The following is an 18,458-nucleotide window of genomic DNA, read 5'->3' as shown; positions in this document are numbered from 1 at the left end:
TCCTCTTCTTTTAGTAAGAAACCCTAAAAAAGAGAGCTCATGAAAAGGAACGTATTATCAATAGCTATTACTTCATTATTCTTTGTGTATTCCTGTAAAAATGCGCCCGTTGCCAAACAGGAAGCTGGAAAAACTGAAGCAGTAAAAAGCAATATCACGGATGAACAACTGATGGACAGAGTGCAGAAAGATGCTTTAAAATACTTCTGGGACTATGCAGAACCTAACTCCATGTTGGGAAGAGAACGTTATCATGAAGATAATATCTATCCGGATAACGATAAGCACGTGATCACTACAGGAGGCTCAGGCTTCGGGTTGGCAACTATTCTGGTAGGGGTAGAAAGAGGATTTGTTCCAAGAAAAGAAGCGGTGAAAAGGCTTAGTCATATTATGGATTTCTTGGCTAAAGCAGACCGCCATAAAGGAGCATGGTCACATTGGATCAATGGGGAAACCGGAAAAACAGTGCCTTTCGGGAAAAAAGATAATGGTGGTGATCTTGTGGAAACAGCATTCCTTACTTCAGGAATACTGATGGTCCGTGAATATTTTAAAAACGGAAATGCAGAAGAAAAAGCCCTGGCAGCAAAATGTGATGAACTGTGGAAAGGAATCCAATGGAACTGGTACACTAAAGGAGGTGAGAAAGTTCTATACTGGCACTGGTCACCGGATTACCAATGGGAAATGAACTTTCCTCTAGAAGGATATAATGAATGCTTGATCACTTATATTTTAGCAGCATCTTCACCTTCTTACTCCATTGATGCAGAAACCTACTATAAAGGCTGGACCAGAAACGGAACTTACCTTACAGATAAAACAAAGTACGGACTACCTCTGTATGTAAAACACAACTATGCCGAAGAATACGGCGGCCCGCTTTTCTGGGCACAATATTCATATATCGGGCTTGATCCTATGGGATTATCCGATAAACTTGTCAAAAATTACTTTGACGTCAATAAAAATCAAACCCTTATTGACTATCAATATTGTGTCGAAAATCCAAAACAATGGAAAGGGTATGGCCCCAACTATTGGGGGCTTACAGCCGGATATACAAGAAATGAAGATGGAAGCACTGGATACACCGCTCACATGCCTGGCAATGATAATGGAGTGATTACTCCAACAGCTGCCTTGAGTAGTTTTCCCTATACACCAAAAGAATCAATGGCTTTCCTGAGATTCATGTATACCCAAAAACCTGAATTCATAGGATCTGCAGGACCTTATGATGCGACCTCCATTAATTATAATAATTGGTTTACCCCAAGATATCTGGCGATAGATCAGGGAACGATAGCACCCATGATCGAAAATTACAGATCAGGATTCCTGTGGAAGTTATTTATGAATGCCCCGGAAATTCAGCAGGGATTAAAAAAACTAAGCTTCCGGTCAGCTAAATATGGAATAAAATAATTCAAAAGGAACGGCCATTGTCCCGAGCTTAGTCGAAGGGTTCCTTAAATAAAAAAATCAAATCCGCTGGCTTTAACCAAAACCTAAATAACAATATGAAACTAAAACTGAAACATATTCCTCTTTTATTACTGCCGTTTTCATTACCAATGAGTGCACAGGAGATAAAAGCGGAACTCAATAAAGAAATTAAAAGACAGGAGAAAATGTCTTACATTCTGGATTACCCACAAAATGTTAAAGGAAATGTACCATTAATAATTTTCCTTCATGGTTCAGGAGAACGGGGAACTAATCTTGACCTGGTAAAGGCTCACAGTCCATTTACCTATAAAAACCTGATCAAAGAACCTGTAGCGGTTCTGGCTCCTCAATGCCCGGAAGGAACTTGGTGGGATACGGTTACCGTATATCATCTGATCAAGGAAATTCAGAAGAAATATAAAATTGATGCTTCCCGTATTTATGTTACGGGACTTTCTATGGGAGGATGGGGAACCTTAAAGCTGGCCATGGAGCATCCGGAAATGTTTGCTGCAGTGGCTTCAGTGTGTGCCCCTACAGATCAGGTCATGACCGCTAATATTCATCGGTTTAAAGATCTGAACATGAAAATTTTCCATGGCGGAATGGACGATATTGTACTACCTGCGAATGCTTTTAATTTTTATCAGAAGCTGCATCCTGTAAACCCTTCAGCAGAATTGGTTATCTTCCCGAATGATAATCATAACTCATGGGATTCGGCATACTCAAATCCCGCTTTGTATGAATGGATGCTGTCCAAAAAGAAAGAAAAGTAATCCAGGACACCAATGATTGAAAAATAAACCCATCAAATTAAAGCAAAAAATATAAAACAATAATTTAAGAAGATAGATTTATGAAAAAGTTAATTGTAATCGCCACTTTAGCATTGGCACCTGTATTTTCCGCACAGGAAATGGTAACGAAGCCCGTTCAGTCTTACCAGACAGCTCAGTATCAGGCTAAGAAGAAAGCTTTTGTAGACAATCTTTTATCTAAAATGACATTGGATGAAAAAATTGGGCAGATGAACCTTCCGACTTCCGGAGATTTCACTACAGGACAGGCACAGAGCTCTGATATCGGAAAGAAAGTAGAGCAGGGATTAGTCGGCGGATTATTCAATATAAAAGGAGCAGATAAGATCAAGGCAGTTCAGAAAGTGGCAGTAGAAAAAAGCCGTCTGAAGATTCCTATGATTTTCGGAATGGATGTTATTCATGGCTATGAAACTACTTTCCCGATTCCTCTAGGGTTGGCTGCTTCATGGGATATGAACCTTATCCAGCAGTCTGCAAAAGTAGCTGCGAGAGAAGCTGCTTCCGACGGGATCAACTGGACATTCTCTCCCATGGTAGATATTTCCCGTGAACCAAGATGGGGTAGAGTATCAGAAGGTTCTGGTGAAGACCCATATTTAGGAAGTGAAATTTCTAAAAATATGGTGTATGGCTATCAGGGGAAAGACCTTGCGAATGGAACCAATATTTTAGCATGCGTAAAACATTTTGCTTTATATGGGGCAGGTGAATCCGGAAGAGATTACAATACGGTTGACATGAGCCATGTAAGAATGTTTAATGAGTATTTTCCTCCTTATAAAGCAGCAGTGGATGCTGGTGTGGCTTCTGTAATGGCCTCTTTCAATGAAGTGGACGGAGTACCTGCGACAGGTAACAGATGGCTTCAGACTGAAGTATTAAGAAATCTATGGAAGTTCAAAGGCTTCGTAGTAACAGACTATACCGGTATCAATGAAATGGTAGACCACGGTATGGGAGATCTTCAGCAGGTATCTGCTTTGGCTTTAAAAGCTGGGGTTGATATGGATATGGTGGGAGAAGGTTTTTTAACAACATTAAAAAAATCCCTTCAGGAAGGAAAAGTTACGCAAGCTGAAATTGATATGGCAGCAAGGAGAATTCTTGAAGCAAAATATGATCTTGGTTTATTTGATAATCCATACAAACATGGAGATGCGAAGTTAGCGGCAAAAGAAGTCTATAATATGGAAAACCGTAATATAGCAAGAAATACAGCTGCTCAATCCATGGTGTTATTGAAAAATGACAATCAGGTATTGCCTTTAAAGAAATCAGGAACAGTGGCTGTAATCGGCCCATTGGTGAATAACTCAATGAATATGGCCGGAACATGGAGTGTTGCGACAAAACATGCTGCTTCAGTTTCTTTGATGCAGGGATTACAGTCAAACTATGGAAAAGAAGTTAAGTTTTTATCAGCAAAAGGAGCCAATATAGATTACGATGCCAAATTAGAAGAAATCTATGCAGCTCATGGTAAAAAAACAGACAGAGACAACCGCTCGAAAGAAGAATTGTTAAAAGAAGCTGTAGAGGTAGCCAACAAAGCAGATGTGATTGTTCTGGCTATCGGAGAATCTGCTGAAATGAGCGGAGAATCTTCTTCAAGAACAGAAATTACCATTCCTCAGTCTCAGGTTGATCTGCTAAACGAGTTAAAGAAGACGGGAAAACCAATTGCAATGGTTCTTTTCACAGGACGTCCTTTAGCTTTAACCAATGTAAAAGATACTCCGGATTCTATATTGAATGCCTGGTTTGCAGGATCTGAAGCAGGAAATGCCATTGCAGATGTTCTTTTCGGAAAAGTAAACCCGTCCGGAAAACTTCCAATGACTTTCCCAAGAAGCCTTGGACAAGTGCCAATCTATTATAATGCTAAAAATACAGGTCGCCCGTTGAGTCAGGATAAAGTAGACAAATGTACTTATGAAAGATTCCGTTCAAACTATATGGACGAATGTAATACGCCTTTATATGCTTTCGGATATGGATTGAGCTATACGAAATTCAATTATTCTGATATGGCAGTTTCCACTACTACTGCAAAAGGAAATCAGACCGTTCAGGCATCCGTTACTGTAACGAATACGGGAAATTATGACGGAGCTGAGGTTGTTCAATTGTATATCAGAGATATGGTGGGAAGTATTACAAGACCGGTAAAAGAACTGAAAGGTTTCCAGAAAATATTTTTGAAAAAAGGAGAATCTAAAAAAGTAACTTTTGATATCACTCCAGAAAGTTTGAAATTCTATAACGGAGATCTGAAATATGACTGGGAATCAGGAGAATTTGATATTATGATCGGAACCAGTTCTGACAATGTTCAGCATTCAAAGATTAACTGGACTAAGTAATATCCGGAAAAGTAATTCACCGGATTGTGTTATGCTGTTTTTTTTGGCACGATTTTTAATAATACCTCGGGTAATTATTAGTATACAAATCGACATGAAAAAAACAATTTTATTAAGCACAATGTTCCTGGGTTCTTTACTGTTTGCACAAAAAGGAACAATAAAAGGTGGAGACAAAGATGCACACGGATGTATTGGTTCTGCAGGATATACTTATTCTCAAATTAAGAAAGACTGTATAAGAACGTTTGAGCAGAAAATCAAGTTAACAGAAGTAGCTCCGAAAGACAGCTATACTTCAATAGCTGCAGTTATTTTCAGTAAAGACATGAAACAAGCTGAGGTTTTTGTAAAAGATGCCGGTGAAAGAAGCATCATCCTTACCAGAGCAGGAGGTAAAGCCAAAGCATGGAAAAAGGATGGTTATGTATTGGTTCCTTACAAAAAGCACGGATATCAGCTTAAAAAGGATAATATCGTGATCTATCAGTAAGATCCGGTTAAAAAAAACCGCTCGAAAGAGTGGTTTTTTTGTACCTTAGAGAAATTAATTAATATCACATTTCTGGGATATTGTAACCAGTCAAAAAAACAAATATTTTACCTATGAAAAAAATAATTTTACTCAGTACCATGTTCCTTGGATCATTCATTTTTGCGCAAAAAAGTACTCCTGTTCTCGGAGGTGACAGAGATGTTCACGGTTGTATTGGCTCTGCGGGATATACCTATTCCCAATTACGAAATAATTGTATACAGACTTTCAATCAGAAAATAAAACTCAAAGAAGTAAACTCAGACAAAAGCTATACTTCAATGACGGCAGTTATTTTTAATAAAAGCATGACTAAAGCCGAAGTATTCATTCCGGATGGAGCTGCAAAAAGCATTATTTTGGATAAGCAGGGAAAAGCAAAAATCTGGAAAAGCGGAGCTCATGTGAAAGACAGCTATGTTTTAACTCCCTATAAAAAGAGCTACCAGATCAAGAAGAATGATGAAGTCATTTATCAATAAGATCAGATTTTAAAAATAGAGAGCCACTCGGAAGAGTGGCTTTTTTATTATATTAGAAATTTCAAATAGACCTGATAATATTGATTGAATATGCCAATATTAATAATCATTCCCCCAAAAAAAATAAACTGGAAAATAAAATTTTATATTTTTGAACCTTTTTTAATTCAATTAAATTAATGATCAGATAAACTATGTCATCACTCAATATTCATCTTATTCTAAAACTTGTGGGGAGGTTTTTGTTTCATACATTAATCATTTTCAGTATAAATCTTTTATATTTTTTAATAATATATTATAATGTTTTTAAACTGGATAAATTTATAGATGTTTATAAAATTAAAGATAGTGTGCATGCAGCAGAGAATAGGTTGATTATTGTATACCTTATTCCTGTTTTGCTTTCATATATGTACTATGCTATTTCCATTTATCGAAAGGAGAATTTATTCTTTAAGATTATTTTTTTTGTGGTGGCATTAGTATTATCTCAACAACCGTATTCTTACTGGATAAAAAATGTATTAAATTAAATATTAATTGGTAGATAAATGAGAATAGCGTTGAAAATGTTACAATGCATAAGCATTTTTTGCGTTCTGTTTTTGTGTTTCACATTTTTAATGGTTTTAGCAAGTAGTCATACTATTCCTTTTCAAACTTCTTTACACTAGAAATCCAACAGATTTAAACGGGTGGAGACATGTAAAAGCAGGAACTGTTGTAGATTCTAAAGGTAAAACATCTTTTACTGAAGGGAATCAGAATTTGAAAAAAATTATTAGTGAATCAACAGAAGAAACAAAAAACAATATCGGTAGATAATATGAAATCAATACTATTTTTAACTTTATTTTTTTCTCAATTATTTTTTTCTCAAACTAATTTAATAAGTCATGATACTTCTATTTATCAATTAAATAATGAAATTATAGAATTGAAAACGACTTCGTTATATAATAAATATGATGAAAATCTAATAGTTTGGCTCAGCAAAAATAAAAAAGAAGATTATAAATCATATTTTTCAAAAAAAGGAGATTTTAGTTTATTGGAATGGTTAAATGATGATAATTTTTCTGACTATACAATTGATGTTTATAGTACTTTTTTGAAGGTTGTAAAGCCTAAAGAATCTTTTATTATACTATATAAAGGAAATGCTCCTGTGATAAACTACATTTGTGAAAATGAACTACCCCAATACATTAGAAAAACAATATTACGCGTAGAAAAAGATACTAATTTTAAACTATACAAATCAAATTATATATTTATAAAAGAATAGTTTTAATTTATGTAATTATTACATATAAGTTATTTTTGATTTAAATAAAATCTCTATCCGCTGGCGCGAGCGCCTCGCTCGTGCCTACGAATAAATCAGAACCTCTGCAACAGCGGAGGTTTTGATTTATTTTGCGTTAAGAAGCTCTATTGATATATAATGATCCCAGCTGTGCAAAGTCTTCAGACTTTGTGAGATTGTTAAATAAATTTATCCGGCTCACGCGAGCGTCTCACTCGTCTCTCATGGCATATAATAAAGCAATTGCAGTGCAAAATAGCAGTAGTTTTTGTGTTTATAAACAGGTTCAAATAATTATATTCCTCCATCCAATATAATTATCTAAATTTACCGGGTAAGATTACCCAAAACTCCAAAGTGATTGATTATATTTACAGAGCAGATGGAGTGAAAGTAAGAAAGGTTTTGGAACAGAAACAACTGATTATCTGGATGGCTTCCAGTATGTAAATTCTGTATTAAAGTTTTTCCCAACCGCAGAAGGATATTTTAATGTTGAAACCGGAAAGTATGTGTATAATTACACAGACCACCTTGAAAATACAAGATTAAGCTATGCTAAAAATGGAGCAGGAACGGAGATTATTGAAGAGAGTAATTATTATCCTTTTGGATTAAAGCATGAGGGGTATAATGGATTGGTAGGAAATCCTGCATATAAGTATAAGTACAACGGGAAGGAATTGCAGGAGACAGGGATGTATGATTACGGGGCGAGGATGTATATGTCGGATCTTGGAAGATGGGGGGTAGATCCTCTGGCGGAGGCATCAAGGCAATATTCTGCATACAATTATGTATTAAATAATCCCATAAGACTTATTGATCCAGATGGGAGAAGCCCTTTCGATAATGTTGATCCAATTAAAAATGGGTTTGTCATAAAAACAATTAATGATTCTGAGAGTGAAGATTTAGGGCGTTTTACTGATCGTGCCAATACCGCTAGAAAATTTTTTCAAGCTATTAATGGAGGTGATGTTACAGATGACTTAGTGACATCTTAAGATTTAGAGAAAAAATCGGCTGTTATGATGGCAAAAAAAACAACTTCTTATCAATATTATAATAAGAATGGAAAAAAATCAATAAGTCTGAATATAAAAAACTCATGGCATTAAAGGCAAAATCTTATATAGTAAAAGTAGATAAAAATGAATATTATATTGTAGACTTAAATCAAGCTCCTAAAAACGAATCATTTGAGGGTGAAAAATACAAATTAGATCATAGAATTTTATTAGAAACTTCTCTTATTCGTCAAAATTATTCAGATTATACATCATTAGATAGTCGAAAGAATGTAGTAACGTCACAAAGTGTAAAAGTTCTTAAGTTGGAATCAATAGATTTATTGGATTCTAATATCAATCAATCTTTATTGATAGAAGTGCAAAAAGCACATACTTTTAACTGTAATCAAATTAATAAAACTCATGATATCATTAAGCAATCAATGGAGTCTATGTCTAAAATTAGTGATTAAATTTATATTGCATTTTTTTACAATTCTTATATTAAATTGTATATACTTTGTGATTATCTATTATAATATTTTTAGATTGGATAAATTTATTAATGTTTATAAAATAGGAAATAGTACTGATGCAGCAATAAATATGATAAGCATTGTATATCTAATGCCAATATTGCTTTCGTATTTATATTATTTTATATTTATTTTTAGAAAAGAGAATTTTTTTTAAGATAACTTTTTTCATTTTAGCTTTAGTATTATCTCAACAGCCATATTCTTATTATATAAAAGTTTTCTTAGGTTAAAAAAGTAAAAGATAAAGATATGATTAATCCTATATATTAATGTGCTGTGTTTTTATGAAAATCTGTATATTGGTATTACCAAATTAAAGCGTAATCCGAAAAGCATATAGAGTAGGAAAAAATCAAAAAAATGTTACTATGAAAAACTTAAGAAAACTTTCAAAAAGAGAATTGAAAACAGTTCAGGGAGGTATCCCAATGTGTCTTGCAGGATACTTCTGGTGCTCACTGGAAAGAAAATGTATTCCGGTAGGGTCACCATGCGGACTTATTATCGATTAACTAAATTAAAAATAGTAAAAACAAACAGGCTGTCTCAAAAATGGGATAGCCTGTTTGTTATATGCTCTCCACCAATTGACTTAGGAATCAGTAGCGTTAAGAAAATTTGAATGTAATCTGTTAAAAAATTTCCACTGTCTGAGCATGGGACTTACTCAGAAGCGAAGCAGAACCGGATGATCCATGCGAGTTTGGAAATTTTAGGATTCCATTTAAATTTTTAGCGGATGATTCCCCATCTTGAACTTTTGCATACTTTTGTTTCAAGACAAAAGTATAAATGAAAATCATATTAAATATTTTACAAATTATTTGTTTTACTTCTTTTTTAATCTGTGTCTTTTATTTATTAATGGTATTAGCCAGTAGTCACAACATTCCTCTTCGTGTATATCTGAAAATGGTCATTGCAATTCTAATTTCTATAATCCTATATTTCTATCTGCGATATATTAAAAAGAAAAGGTTCGGCAGCTAGTCTCGCCTAGAGCATGGTTATAAATAGAACAAGAGATAGTATTAGTTTCTAGTATTAAAAATTAACATGCTACTTATTAATATCTGACTTAGGAATCAGTAGCGTTAAGAAAATTTGAATGTAATCCGTTAAAAAATTTCCACTGTCTGAGCATGGGACTTACTCAGCTCCGAAGCAGAACCGGATGATCCATGCGAGTTTGGAAATTTTAGGATTCCATTTAAATTTTTAGCGGATGATTCCAGTCTTGAACTTTTGTATACTTTTGTTTCAAGACAAAAGTATAAATGAAAATCATATTAAATATTTTACAAATTATTTGTTTTACTTATTTTTAATCTGTGTATTTTAGGCAACAGTCATTTAAAAAGTAGTATGTTACTCATTAATGCCCGACTTAGGAATCAGAAGCGTCAAGAAAATTTCAATGTAATCCGTTAAAAAATTTCCACTGTCTGAGCATGGGACTTACTCAGAACCGAAGCAGAACCACATGATCCATGCGAGTTTGGAGATTTTAGGAGTACATTCAAATTTTTAGCAGATGATTCCCGTCTTGAACTTTTGCATACTTTTGTTTCAAGACAAAAATATAAATGAAAATCATATTAAATATTTTAAAAATTATTTGTTTTACTTCTTTTTGGTCTATGTATTTTATTTATTCATGATATTAGCCACCAATCATTTAAAAAGTAGTACGTTACTCATTAATATCCGACTTAGGAATTAGAAGCGTAAAGAAAATTTTAATGTAATCTGTTAAAAAATTTCCACTGTCTGAGCATGGGACTTGCTCAGAACCGAAGCGGAACCGGATGATCCATGCGAGTTTGGAAATTTTAGGAGTACATTCCAATTTTTAGTGGATGATTCCCGTCTTGAACTTTTGCATACTTTTGTTTGACTACTTCGAATCTTCGATTTCAAGACAAAAGTATAAGTATAAATTATGAATGAAAATCATCAAATCTGGATTTTCATCTCTCACTGAAAAAACGTATTTTTGTACATCTAAAAAGTAAAAGAACGAATGAATTCCTACAAAAATCCATTGGAAGAGCGCTACTCCAGTGAAGAAATGTTATTTAACTTCTCACACAATAACAAATTCCAGAATTGGAGAAAGCTTTGGATAGCTCTTGCTGAAATCGAAAAAGACCTTGGACTTGAAATTACAGACGAGCAGATCGCTGAGTTAAAAGCTAATGCTGAAAACATCGATTATGAGAAAGCAGCAGAGTACGAAAAAAAATTCCGTCATGATGTAATGGCTCACGTTCACGCCTATGGTGATGTGGCGCCTTCAGCAAAAGGAATTATCCACCTGGGAGCTACTTCAGCTTTTGTAGGAGACAATACAGACTTAATCCAAATCCGTGACGGACTTTTAATCTTAAAGAAAAAGTTGGTGAACGTGATGAAGAACTTAGCAGACTTTGCTATTCAGTATAAAGACCTTCCAACTTTAGGATTCACACACTTCCAGCCGGCTCAGCTGACAACAGTTGGGAAAAGAGCTACGCTTTGGTTACAGAGTTTGGTTCTTGACATCGAAGAACTGGATTTCTTCCTTGAAACCCTTCGTTTTAGAGGAGTAAAAGGAACAACAGGAACAGCTGCAAGTTTCCTTGAGCTTTTCAACGGTGATTATTCAAAAGTAAAACACCTAGATAAAGAACTTTCAAAAAGATTCGGCTTCGATAAAGTTTTCGGAGTTTCCGGACAGACTTACGATAGAAAAATTGATGCGAAAGTAGTTGCTTTATTAGGAAATATTGCACAGTCTGCGCATAAATTCACAAACGATTTACGTTTACTTCAGAATCTTAAGGAAATTGAAGAACCATTCGAGAAAAACCAGATCGGTTCATCGGCGATGGCATACAAGCGTAACCCGATGAGAAGCGAAAGAATCGGAGCATTGGCAAAATATGTAATGTCTCTGACAACAAGTTCTGCAATGGTAGCTTCTACACAATGGTTTGAAAGAACATTGGATGACTCTGCCAACAAGAGATTAACCATTCCTCAGGCGTTTTTAGCCGTGGATGCTATTCTTTTGATCTGGAACAATATTCTGAACGGAATTGTAGTATATCCAAACAGAATCAACAAGCACATTATGGAAGAGCTTCCTTTCATGGCGACAGAATATATCATCATGGAAGAAGTAAAAGCCGGTGGTGACCGTCAGGAAATCCACGAAGTGATCAGAGTTCACTCTATGGAAGCTTCCAAGAAAGTGAAAGAGGAAGGAAAAGAAAACGACCTTATCGAAAGAATCCTGAATGATGATTCTTTAAAACTAGATAAATCAAAACTGAAAGAAGTTTTAGATCCTAAAAACTTTATCGGGTTCGCGCCGATTCAGACGGAGGAATTCATCAAGAACGAGGTACAGCCGATTATAGACCAAAACAAAGACTTAATAGGATTGGAAGCAGATCTTAAAGTATAAAACAATATGCAGTCTTTTCGGCTGCATATTTTATTTCCCACTCCAGATAATATGAAAAAACTACTATTAACCATTCTTTTAACACCAATCATTTCTTTTTCTCAGACTAAAGAAGATTTACATTATTTTAAATCCAAAGATTCATTAGTAGGAGTAAAAGATAAAGCAGGAAAAATAATTGTTCCTGCACAGTTCAAAGTCTTTTCATTCCTAAAAGATGGAGATCCTGTAGAAGGAGAAACCATTCTTTTTGATGGAAGCAAAGAAGGCGAAAAACCGGAGAAAAATGCATGGGGCTATGTGTATGACAGAAATGGGAAATTCCTGTATCAGCCTTTCCTTTATGACAATGGAGCAGATTATTTCTCTGAAGGAGTAAGAAGACTGGTTAAAAATGGTAAAGTAGGATTTGCAGACCGAAACGGGAATACTGTTATTGTAGCTAAGCACGATTTTGCATTTCCTTTTAATTATGGATATGCTGTATTTTGTGACGGCTGTGACTGGGAAAAAACAAATGATGAACACAGGTCTGTTGTAGGTGGTAAATGGGGAGTAATGAATGTCAAAGGAGAAACAGTTCAACCATTAACAAAACCAACAGATCAGGATGTTGAAATAGATGGTAAATATTATCCTAATCAGTTTCAGTATAATGAAAAGGAGAAGAATATCCTTCAGTTCTTTGAAAAACAGAAGAAAAAATTGTCAGATCTTTATTATGTAAATTTTTACAGTAAACTGTCTGAAAAAGAAAAGAATCTTTTTTTTGAAATCGTAGAAAGACCAAAAGAAAACTTTCCTTATTATCAGGTGAATACCTATAATTACAGGAAAAAGGACTTGGATATGCTTTACCGTTTCAAATTCCTGGTTTCAGAAGATGGAAAAACATTTTATGCCATTGAGGATTTTAATGTAAAGAAAGTTCCTTTTGAAAACTGGCTGAAAGAAGAAATAAAAAATGCAGAAGACTTTCAGAAAGAACATAAGGATAATCCGAATAAATTTATCAATAAATAATATAAAATTGGAAATTCGGCAGTTCAAATTTGAAGAACATATGACTTATTCCTTTAAATTTGTACAGAATAATGATTGGAGGGAAAATCTCTTTCAAAAATTTCCAATATAGATGGGTTTAAAGAAAGAAACTTTAACTCAGAAAAAGTAAAAAGAAAAATAAATCTAATATTAAAAATCTGACATCTAATTTTTAATAATGTTACAGAATCAAAATCATCAACAATTAATGGCCGATCTTAAGGAGCTGGTAGACAAGACAAGAAGTCAGGTCGCTGCTCAGGTAAACTCGGCAATGGTGGTTTTGTACTGGGAAATAGGAAAAAGAATAAATGAAGATGTTTTAGATAATAAGAGGGCAGAGTATGGTAAAGAAGTTATTGTACAAATCTCTCAACAACTTACGTTAGAATTTGGAAATTCATTTTCTGAAAAAAATATCCGAAAAATGATGCAGTTTGCGTCTGTTTTTAGTGATTTTAATATTGTCGCATCAGCGATGCGACAATTATCATGGACTCACTTTCTGCTTCTCATTCCTATTTCACAAGATACTAAAAGAAACTTTTATCTTGAAGTTTGTAAAATTGAAAATTGGAGTGTCAGAGTCTTAAGAGAGAAAATCAATTCTCTGCTTTTTGAACGAACAGCAATAAGCAAAAAGCCTGAGGAAATAATAGATAAAGAACTGAAAAAATGGTCTGAAAATAATATTTTAAACCCTGATTTGGTTTTTAAAGATCCCTATTTTCTTGATTTTTTGGAATTGAAAGATACATTTTCTGAAAAAGATTTAGAAGAAGCCATTATCGTGGAACTTCAAAAATTCATTTCTGAGTTGGGAAGTGATTTTGCATTTCTTTCAAGACAAAAAAGAATCACAATAGATAATAGAGACTACTACCTAGATTTGCTTTTCTATCATAGGAAACTAAAATCTTTAGTCGTTATCGAACTGAAATTAGGTGAATTTGAAGCCAGCCATAAAGGGCAGATGGAGCTTTATCTCTCATACCTTAATAAATATGAAAAAGTAGAAGGTGAAAACCCTCCCATTGGTTTAATCCTTTGTTCCGGGAAAAATTCCGAACATATAGAACTCATGAATCTGGAAGGGGATAATATAAAAGTAGCAGAATATTTACTTATCTTACCTTCAGAAAAAGTTTTGCTTGAAAAATTGCATCGTTCAATAGAGATAGCAAGAAATAAATTTGAAAATAAAAAATAAATCTAATATTAAAAATCTGACATCTAATGTCTAATAACAAAAGAATTTTCGTAGAAAAAAGAGGAATTTTCGATGTTGAAAGTCCAAAAATTTTTGATGAAGTAAAAGCGGTTGTCCCGGCAGTCCAAAGCGTGAAAGTATACAATGTATATGATATTTTCAATCTGAACGACGGAGAATTTGAAAAAGTGGTAAACAACACTTTCGTAGACCCTGTTACTGATATTTTACACACAGAAAACCCTGCAAAGGCTATTCATTTCGGGATGGAATTTTTGCCGGGACAGTATGATCAGAGAGCAGATTCTGCACAGCAGTGTATCGCTTTGCTGACTGAAAATGAAAAATCAAAAGTAAGAAGTGGAAAATTAATCGAATTTGAAGGAGTTTCTGAAGCGGATTTGGTTAAAATCAAAGACCTTTTGATCAACAAGGTAGAATCTCAGGAAAAGGACTTATCTATTCTGGATATTCCTGCAGAGGAAACCCCATCAAAAGTAATCATCCACGAAAACTTCATCAATTTCAATGATGCAGAACTTGAAAGTTTCTATAACAACCATGGTTTTGCATTAGGATTGGATGACCTGAAATTTATTCAGGAATATTTCAAAACTGAAGAGAGAAATCCTACGGAAACAGAATTAAAAGTATTAGACACCTACTGGAGTGATCACTGTCGTCACACGACATTCGAAACAGAATTGTCAGATATTCAGTTTGAAGGTCAGTTCAAACGCACATTGGAAACTATTTTCAATGATTATATCGAGAAAAGAAAATTCTTAGGCCGTGAGCTAAAGCCAATTTCCTTAATGGACCTGGCAACAGTATGCGGTAAATATTTCCATAAAACAGGGAATCTTGATAACCTTGTTATTTCTGATGAGATCAATGCATGTACCATTCAGATCGAAGCAGAATATGACGGTAAAAAAGAACCTTGGTATTTATTATTCAAAAACGAAACGCACAATCACCCTACGGAAATTGAACCTTTCGGAGGTGCTTCTACTTGTTTAGGAGGGGCAATCAGAGACCCGTTATCCGGAAGATCTTTTGTTTTCCAGGCCATGAGATTAACGGGAGCTGCAGACGTTTTGGAATCTGTTGACAAAACTTTACCAGGGAAACTCCCTCAGAAAACCATTACCAAACAGGCTGCCAACGGATATTCATCTTATGGTAACCAGATCGGTCTTGCCACTACTATGGTTTCTGAAATCTATGACGAAGGCTATAAAGCTAAAAGAATGGAAGTTGGTTTCGTTACCGGAGCTGTTCCTGTAGATTGGGTAAGACGTGAGAAGCCTGAAAACGGTGATTCAATCATTATCTTAGGAGGAGCAACAGGCCGTGACGGAGTAGGAGGAGCAAGCGGAAGTTCGAAAGAGCAGGACGAGACTTCTATCTACACGATGAGTTCTGAAGTTCAGAAAGGAAATGCTGTAGAAGAGCGTAAAATCCAGAGATTATTCAGAAATCCTGAGGTAACAAAGCTGATCAAAAAATCAAACGACTTCGGAGCAGGAGGAGTTTCTGTGGCAATTGGTGAAATTGCAGACTCTTTAGAAGTAAACCTTGATGTATTACCATTAAAATATGAAGGATTAAACGGAACCGAGCTGGCTATTTCCGAATCTCAGGAAAGAATGGCTGTTGTGGTAGATCCTCAGGATAAAGAAAAATTCATTAAATTCTGTGAAGCTGAAAACATTGTTGCGGTAGAAGTAGCAAAAGTGACAGATTCAGGAAGAATGCAGATGTTCTGGAAAGGAGATAAAATTGTAGACCTTTCAAGAGCTTTCTTAGATACCAACGGATGTTCAAAATCTCAGGAAGTGAAAATCACTCACCTTGAAGAAGTAAAAGAAGAAACAAAATCTTTCACAGCAGAAAACTTCCTGAACATCTTAAAAGATAAAAACGTAGCTTCCCAAAAAGGACTATTGGAAATGTTCGACTCTTCAATTGGAGCCACTACAGTAGCAATGCCTTTAGGTGGAAAATACCAGCAGACCCTGATGGAAGGAAGTGTGCAGACACTGCCGATCTTAGGAGCAAAAGATATAAAAACCGTTTCTCTGGCAAGCTGGGGATTCGATGCTGAAATCTCAAAACAAAACTCCCTGTTAGGATCATCTTACGCCGTAGTAGAGAGTGTAGCGAAGATTGTAGCGATGGGAGGCGATTATAAAAATATCCGACTAAGCTTCCAGGAATATTTTGAAAAATTGGGACAGAACCCTGAAAAATGGGGTAAACCTTTGGCTTCACTTTTAGGAGCTTACGATGCACAGATCAATTTAGGTCTTGCAGCGATCGGAGGAAAAGATTCCATGAGCGGAACGTATCAGGATCTGAATGTTCCGCCAACCCTGATTTCTTTTGCATGTGCTAACGGAGACAAAGAAAATATCATTTCTCCTGAATTGAAAAACGCAGGAAACAAATTATATTTCTTCAATCATATTGCTCAGGAAAACGGACTACCAAACTATAATGCTTTAAAAGAAGTTTTTGAATTCATTTTTGAAAACATCAAAGCAGGAAAAATTGTTTCTGTGAAAACAGTAAAAGAAGGAGGTTTGGCAGTAGCTTTAGCAAAAATGAGCTTCGGTAACAGATTAGGAGCTGAAATCAATGCTGATGAAGCTGTTTTATTAGCTAAAAATATCGGTAGCTTAATCATTGAAGCTAAAGAAGAATTAAGCTCAGCAGCTCTTCAATTGATCGGAGAAGTAAAAGATTCAGGTGCTGTAAAAATCAATGGTATTGAATCAAACATCACAGATCTTGTAGCTGCTAATACCAATACTTTCGAGAACCTTTTCCCGACAGTAGAAAAAGAAAAGATTACGGTTGAAATTGATGAAAAATCAAACTCAATCCATCCAAGAAATATCATCATCAAAAAACACGGAATCGCACAGCCGAAAGTATTTGCTCCGGTATTCCCGGGAACTAACTGTGAGTACGACACGCTGAATGCATTCCAGAAAGAAGGCGCTGTAGTAAGCAGTTTACCTTTAATCAATATCAATCACCAGTTATTGGATGAAAGCATTGATGCATGGGTAGAAGAGATCAGAACATCTCAGATTCTGGCATTCTCAGGAGGTTTCTCTGCGGGTGATGAACCGGATGGTTCTGCAAAATTCATCGTTAACGTTCTGAAAAACGAAAAAATGAAAAATGCAGTACACGAATTATTAGACAGAGACGGAATGATTATCGGGATCTGTAACGGATTCCAGGCATTGGTGAAATCAGGATTGTTACCTTACGGAAGAATCAAAGATCTGGATGAAAACTCTCCAACATTAGCTCATAATGCTATCAGAAGACATATCTCTCAGATGGTTACAGTACAAGTAGTGAATGACGAAAGCCCTTGGTTAAAAGGAATGAAAGGACAAACTTTCACTATTCCGATTTCCCACGGAGAAGGACGTTTCATGGCTTCAGAAGAAGAGATTAAGAAATTGTATGAAAACGGGCAGATTGCAACTCAGTACATTGATCTTGATGGAAACATTGCCCACGGAATGCCATTCAACCCTAATAATTCATTATTCGGAATTGAAGGAATTACCAGCCCATGTGGAAAGATCTATGGAAGAATGGGCCATCCGGAGCGTTTTGCAGACGGTCTCATGAAGAATATACCAACCGCGAATTATCACAACATATTCAAAAACGGTGTTGAATACTTCAAATAATAATACAAGAAAAATGATCGTCATCCATGGCGGTCATTTTTCGTCTTTAGGAGGTTTCTACGAAGAAGCTTCCAACGTTCTCATGAAGGATACAGACTGGAAAGTAGGAACACTAGATGGCTTTGATGATATTCTCTACGGAGGTTTCGGAGTGATTGAAGGCAAAGAAAAAATTGAAATCATCTGGAAAGAAGCAGAAAAGTCAAAAGAAGACTTAGGCTTTAAGGCTACCCGTGAATTCTATGAAAACAAGATCAGGCAGGGAAAACCCTTCAACACAGAGCTCATTCAGCAGAAATTAAATGAATTGACTGAAGGGAAAGGGCAGACGCTTTTTGAAATACTGGTGGAAATTATAGAATCACATACGAATATTACGCTGACATTAGAATGATGTAATGAGTAATAAGTAATTTTGTTATATCAGCTTCATCCAATCAACTTGTTGATTCATTCTTTGCTTCCTTGGATAAACATACTCACAATAAAAACCTTTGCGTCAAAAATT

General features: G+C 35.2%; 13 protein-coding genes and 1 pseudogene. All 14 read left to right on the top strand.

Annotated elements, in window-relative coordinates; all coding sequences use genetic code 11:
* Positions 1 to 39 precede the first annotated feature (39 nt).
* The 14 genes and pseudogenes from DEU39_RS08625 (at position 40) to DEU39_RS08560 (ending at position 18,344) form a co-directional block, all read left to right on the top strand.
* Positions 40 to 1,431, top strand: a complete 1,392-nt coding sequence (locus DEU39_RS08625) for a glucoamylase family protein (protein WP_120231638.1) — start codon at positions 40 to 42, stop codon at positions 1,429 to 1,431.
* 95 nt (positions 1,432 to 1,526) lie between these two features.
* Positions 1,527 to 2,234, top strand: a complete 708-nt coding sequence (locus DEU39_RS08620; protein ID WP_120231637.1) for a prolyl oligopeptidase family serine peptidase — start codon at positions 1,527 to 1,529, stop codon at positions 2,232 to 2,234.
* Between the two features lie 80 nt (positions 2,235 to 2,314).
* Positions 2,315 to 4,642: a beta-glucosidase BglX gene (bglX, locus tag DEU39_RS08615; RefSeq protein ID WP_120231636.1), complete on the top strand. Its 2,328-nt coding sequence runs from the start codon at positions 2,315 to 2,317 to the stop codon at positions 4,640 to 4,642.
* A gap of 94 nt (positions 4,643 to 4,736) precedes the next feature.
* The gene (locus DEU39_RS08610) at positions 4,737 to 5,135 is read left to right on the top strand and encodes a hypothetical protein (protein WP_110011040.1); all 399 of its coding nucleotides are present in this window, start codon (positions 4,737 to 4,739) and stop codon (positions 5,133 to 5,135) included.
* Between the two features lie 113 nt (positions 5,136 to 5,248).
* Entirely contained in the window at positions 5,249 to 5,659 is a 411-nt protein-coding gene (locus DEU39_RS08605; protein ID WP_120231635.1) for a hypothetical protein, read from the top strand.
* Positions 5,660 to 6,446: 787 nt separating this feature from the next.
* On the top strand, positions 6,447 to 6,950 hold the full coding sequence (locus DEU39_RS08595; protein WP_120231633.1) for a hypothetical protein: 504 nt from the start codon (positions 6,447 to 6,449) through the stop codon (positions 6,948 to 6,950).
* Between the two features lie 321 nt (positions 6,951 to 7,271).
* Positions 7,272 to 7,807: pseudogene (locus tag DEU39_RS08590) on the top strand (RHS repeat-associated core domain-containing protein); the annotation flags it as partial.
* A gap of 275 nt (positions 7,808 to 8,082) precedes the next feature.
* Positions 8,083 to 8,457: a hypothetical protein gene (locus DEU39_RS08585; RefSeq protein WP_120231632.1), complete on the top strand. Its 375-nt coding sequence runs from the start codon at positions 8,083 to 8,085 to the stop codon at positions 8,455 to 8,457.
* Positions 8,458 to 8,891: 434 nt separating this feature from the next.
* Positions 8,892 to 9,035, top strand: coding sequence for a bacteriocin-like protein (locus tag DEU39_RS24340; protein WP_156121528.1), 144 nt, complete (start codon positions 8,892 to 8,894; stop codon positions 9,033 to 9,035).
* A gap of 1,511 nt (positions 9,036 to 10,546) precedes the next feature.
* A complete protein-coding gene (gene purB, locus DEU39_RS08580) occupies positions 10,547 to 11,974 on the top strand; it encodes an adenylosuccinate lyase (RefSeq protein WP_047421604.1) in 1,428 nt (475 codons plus the stop codon).
* A 51-nt stretch (positions 11,975 to 12,025) separates the two neighbouring features.
* On the top strand, positions 12,026 to 12,997 hold the full coding sequence (locus DEU39_RS08575) for a WG repeat-containing protein (RefSeq protein ID WP_228436709.1): 972 nt from the start codon (positions 12,026 to 12,028) through the stop codon (positions 12,995 to 12,997).
* A 199-nt stretch (positions 12,998 to 13,196) separates the two neighbouring features.
* On the top strand, positions 13,197 to 14,228 hold the full coding sequence (locus DEU39_RS08570) for a YhcG family protein (protein ID WP_062671838.1): 1,032 nt from the start codon (positions 13,197 to 13,199) through the stop codon (positions 14,226 to 14,228).
* 26 nt (positions 14,229 to 14,254) lie between these two features.
* Complete coding sequence (locus tag DEU39_RS08565) at positions 14,255 to 17,950, top strand: phosphoribosylformylglycinamidine synthase (protein WP_120231630.1); 3,696 nt, start codon at positions 14,255 to 14,257, stop codon at positions 17,948 to 17,950.
* Positions 17,931 to 18,344: a hypothetical protein gene (locus DEU39_RS08560; protein WP_062671903.1), complete on the top strand. Its 414-nt coding sequence runs from the start codon at positions 17,931 to 17,933 to the stop codon at positions 18,342 to 18,344. Before DEU39_RS08565 ends, DEU39_RS08560 begins: the two co-directional genes overlap by 20 nt.
* Positions 18,345 to 18,458 lie beyond the last annotated feature (114 nt).

The sequence above is a fragment of the Chryseobacterium sp. AG363 genome (assembly GCF_003610675.1).
In the GTDB taxonomy this organism is placed as follows: domain Bacteria; phylum Bacteroidota; class Bacteroidia; order Flavobacteriales; family Weeksellaceae; genus Chryseobacterium; species Chryseobacterium cucumeris.
The sequence above is the reverse complement of the archived record's forward strand: the minus strand, read 5'-3'. Positions and strand labels throughout refer to the sequence as shown.

Excerpts from the sequence above, each read along its gene's own strand:
- DEU39_RS08625 (WP_120231638.1), top strand. The coding sequence starts at position 40 with ATGAAAAGGAACGTATTATCAATAGCTATTACTTCATTATTCTTTGTG.
- DEU39_RS08575 (WP_228436709.1), top strand. The coding sequence starts at position 12,026 with ATGAAAAAACTACTATTAACCATTCTTTTAACACCAATCATTTCTTTT.
- DEU39_RS08605 (WP_120231635.1), top strand. The coding sequence starts at position 5,249 with ATGAAAAAAATAATTTTACTCAGTACCATGTTCCTTGGATCATTCATT.
- bglX (WP_120231636.1), top strand. The coding sequence starts at position 2,315 with ATGAAAAAGTTAATTGTAATCGCCACTTTAGCATTGGCACCTGTATTT.
- DEU39_RS08565 (WP_120231630.1), top strand. The coding sequence starts at position 14,255 with ATGTCTAATAACAAAAGAATTTTCGTAGAAAAAAGAGGAATTTTCGAT.
- purB (WP_047421604.1), top strand. The coding sequence starts at position 10,547 with ATGAATTCCTACAAAAATCCATTGGAAGAGCGCTACTCCAGTGAAGAA.
- DEU39_RS08585 (WP_120231632.1), top strand. The coding sequence starts at position 8,083 with ATGGCATTAAAGGCAAAATCTTATATAGTAAAAGTAGATAAAAATGAA.
- DEU39_RS08570 (WP_062671838.1), top strand. The coding sequence starts at position 13,197 with ATGTTACAGAATCAAAATCATCAACAATTAATGGCCGATCTTAAGGAG.
- DEU39_RS08620 (WP_120231637.1), top strand. The coding sequence starts at position 1,527 with ATGAAACTAAAACTGAAACATATTCCTCTTTTATTACTGCCGTTTTCA.
- DEU39_RS08610 (WP_110011040.1), top strand. The coding sequence starts at position 4,737 with ATGAAAAAAACAATTTTATTAAGCACAATGTTCCTGGGTTCTTTACTG.
- DEU39_RS24340 (WP_156121528.1), top strand. The coding sequence starts at position 8,892 with ATGAAAAACTTAAGAAAACTTTCAAAAAGAGAATTGAAAACAGTTCAG.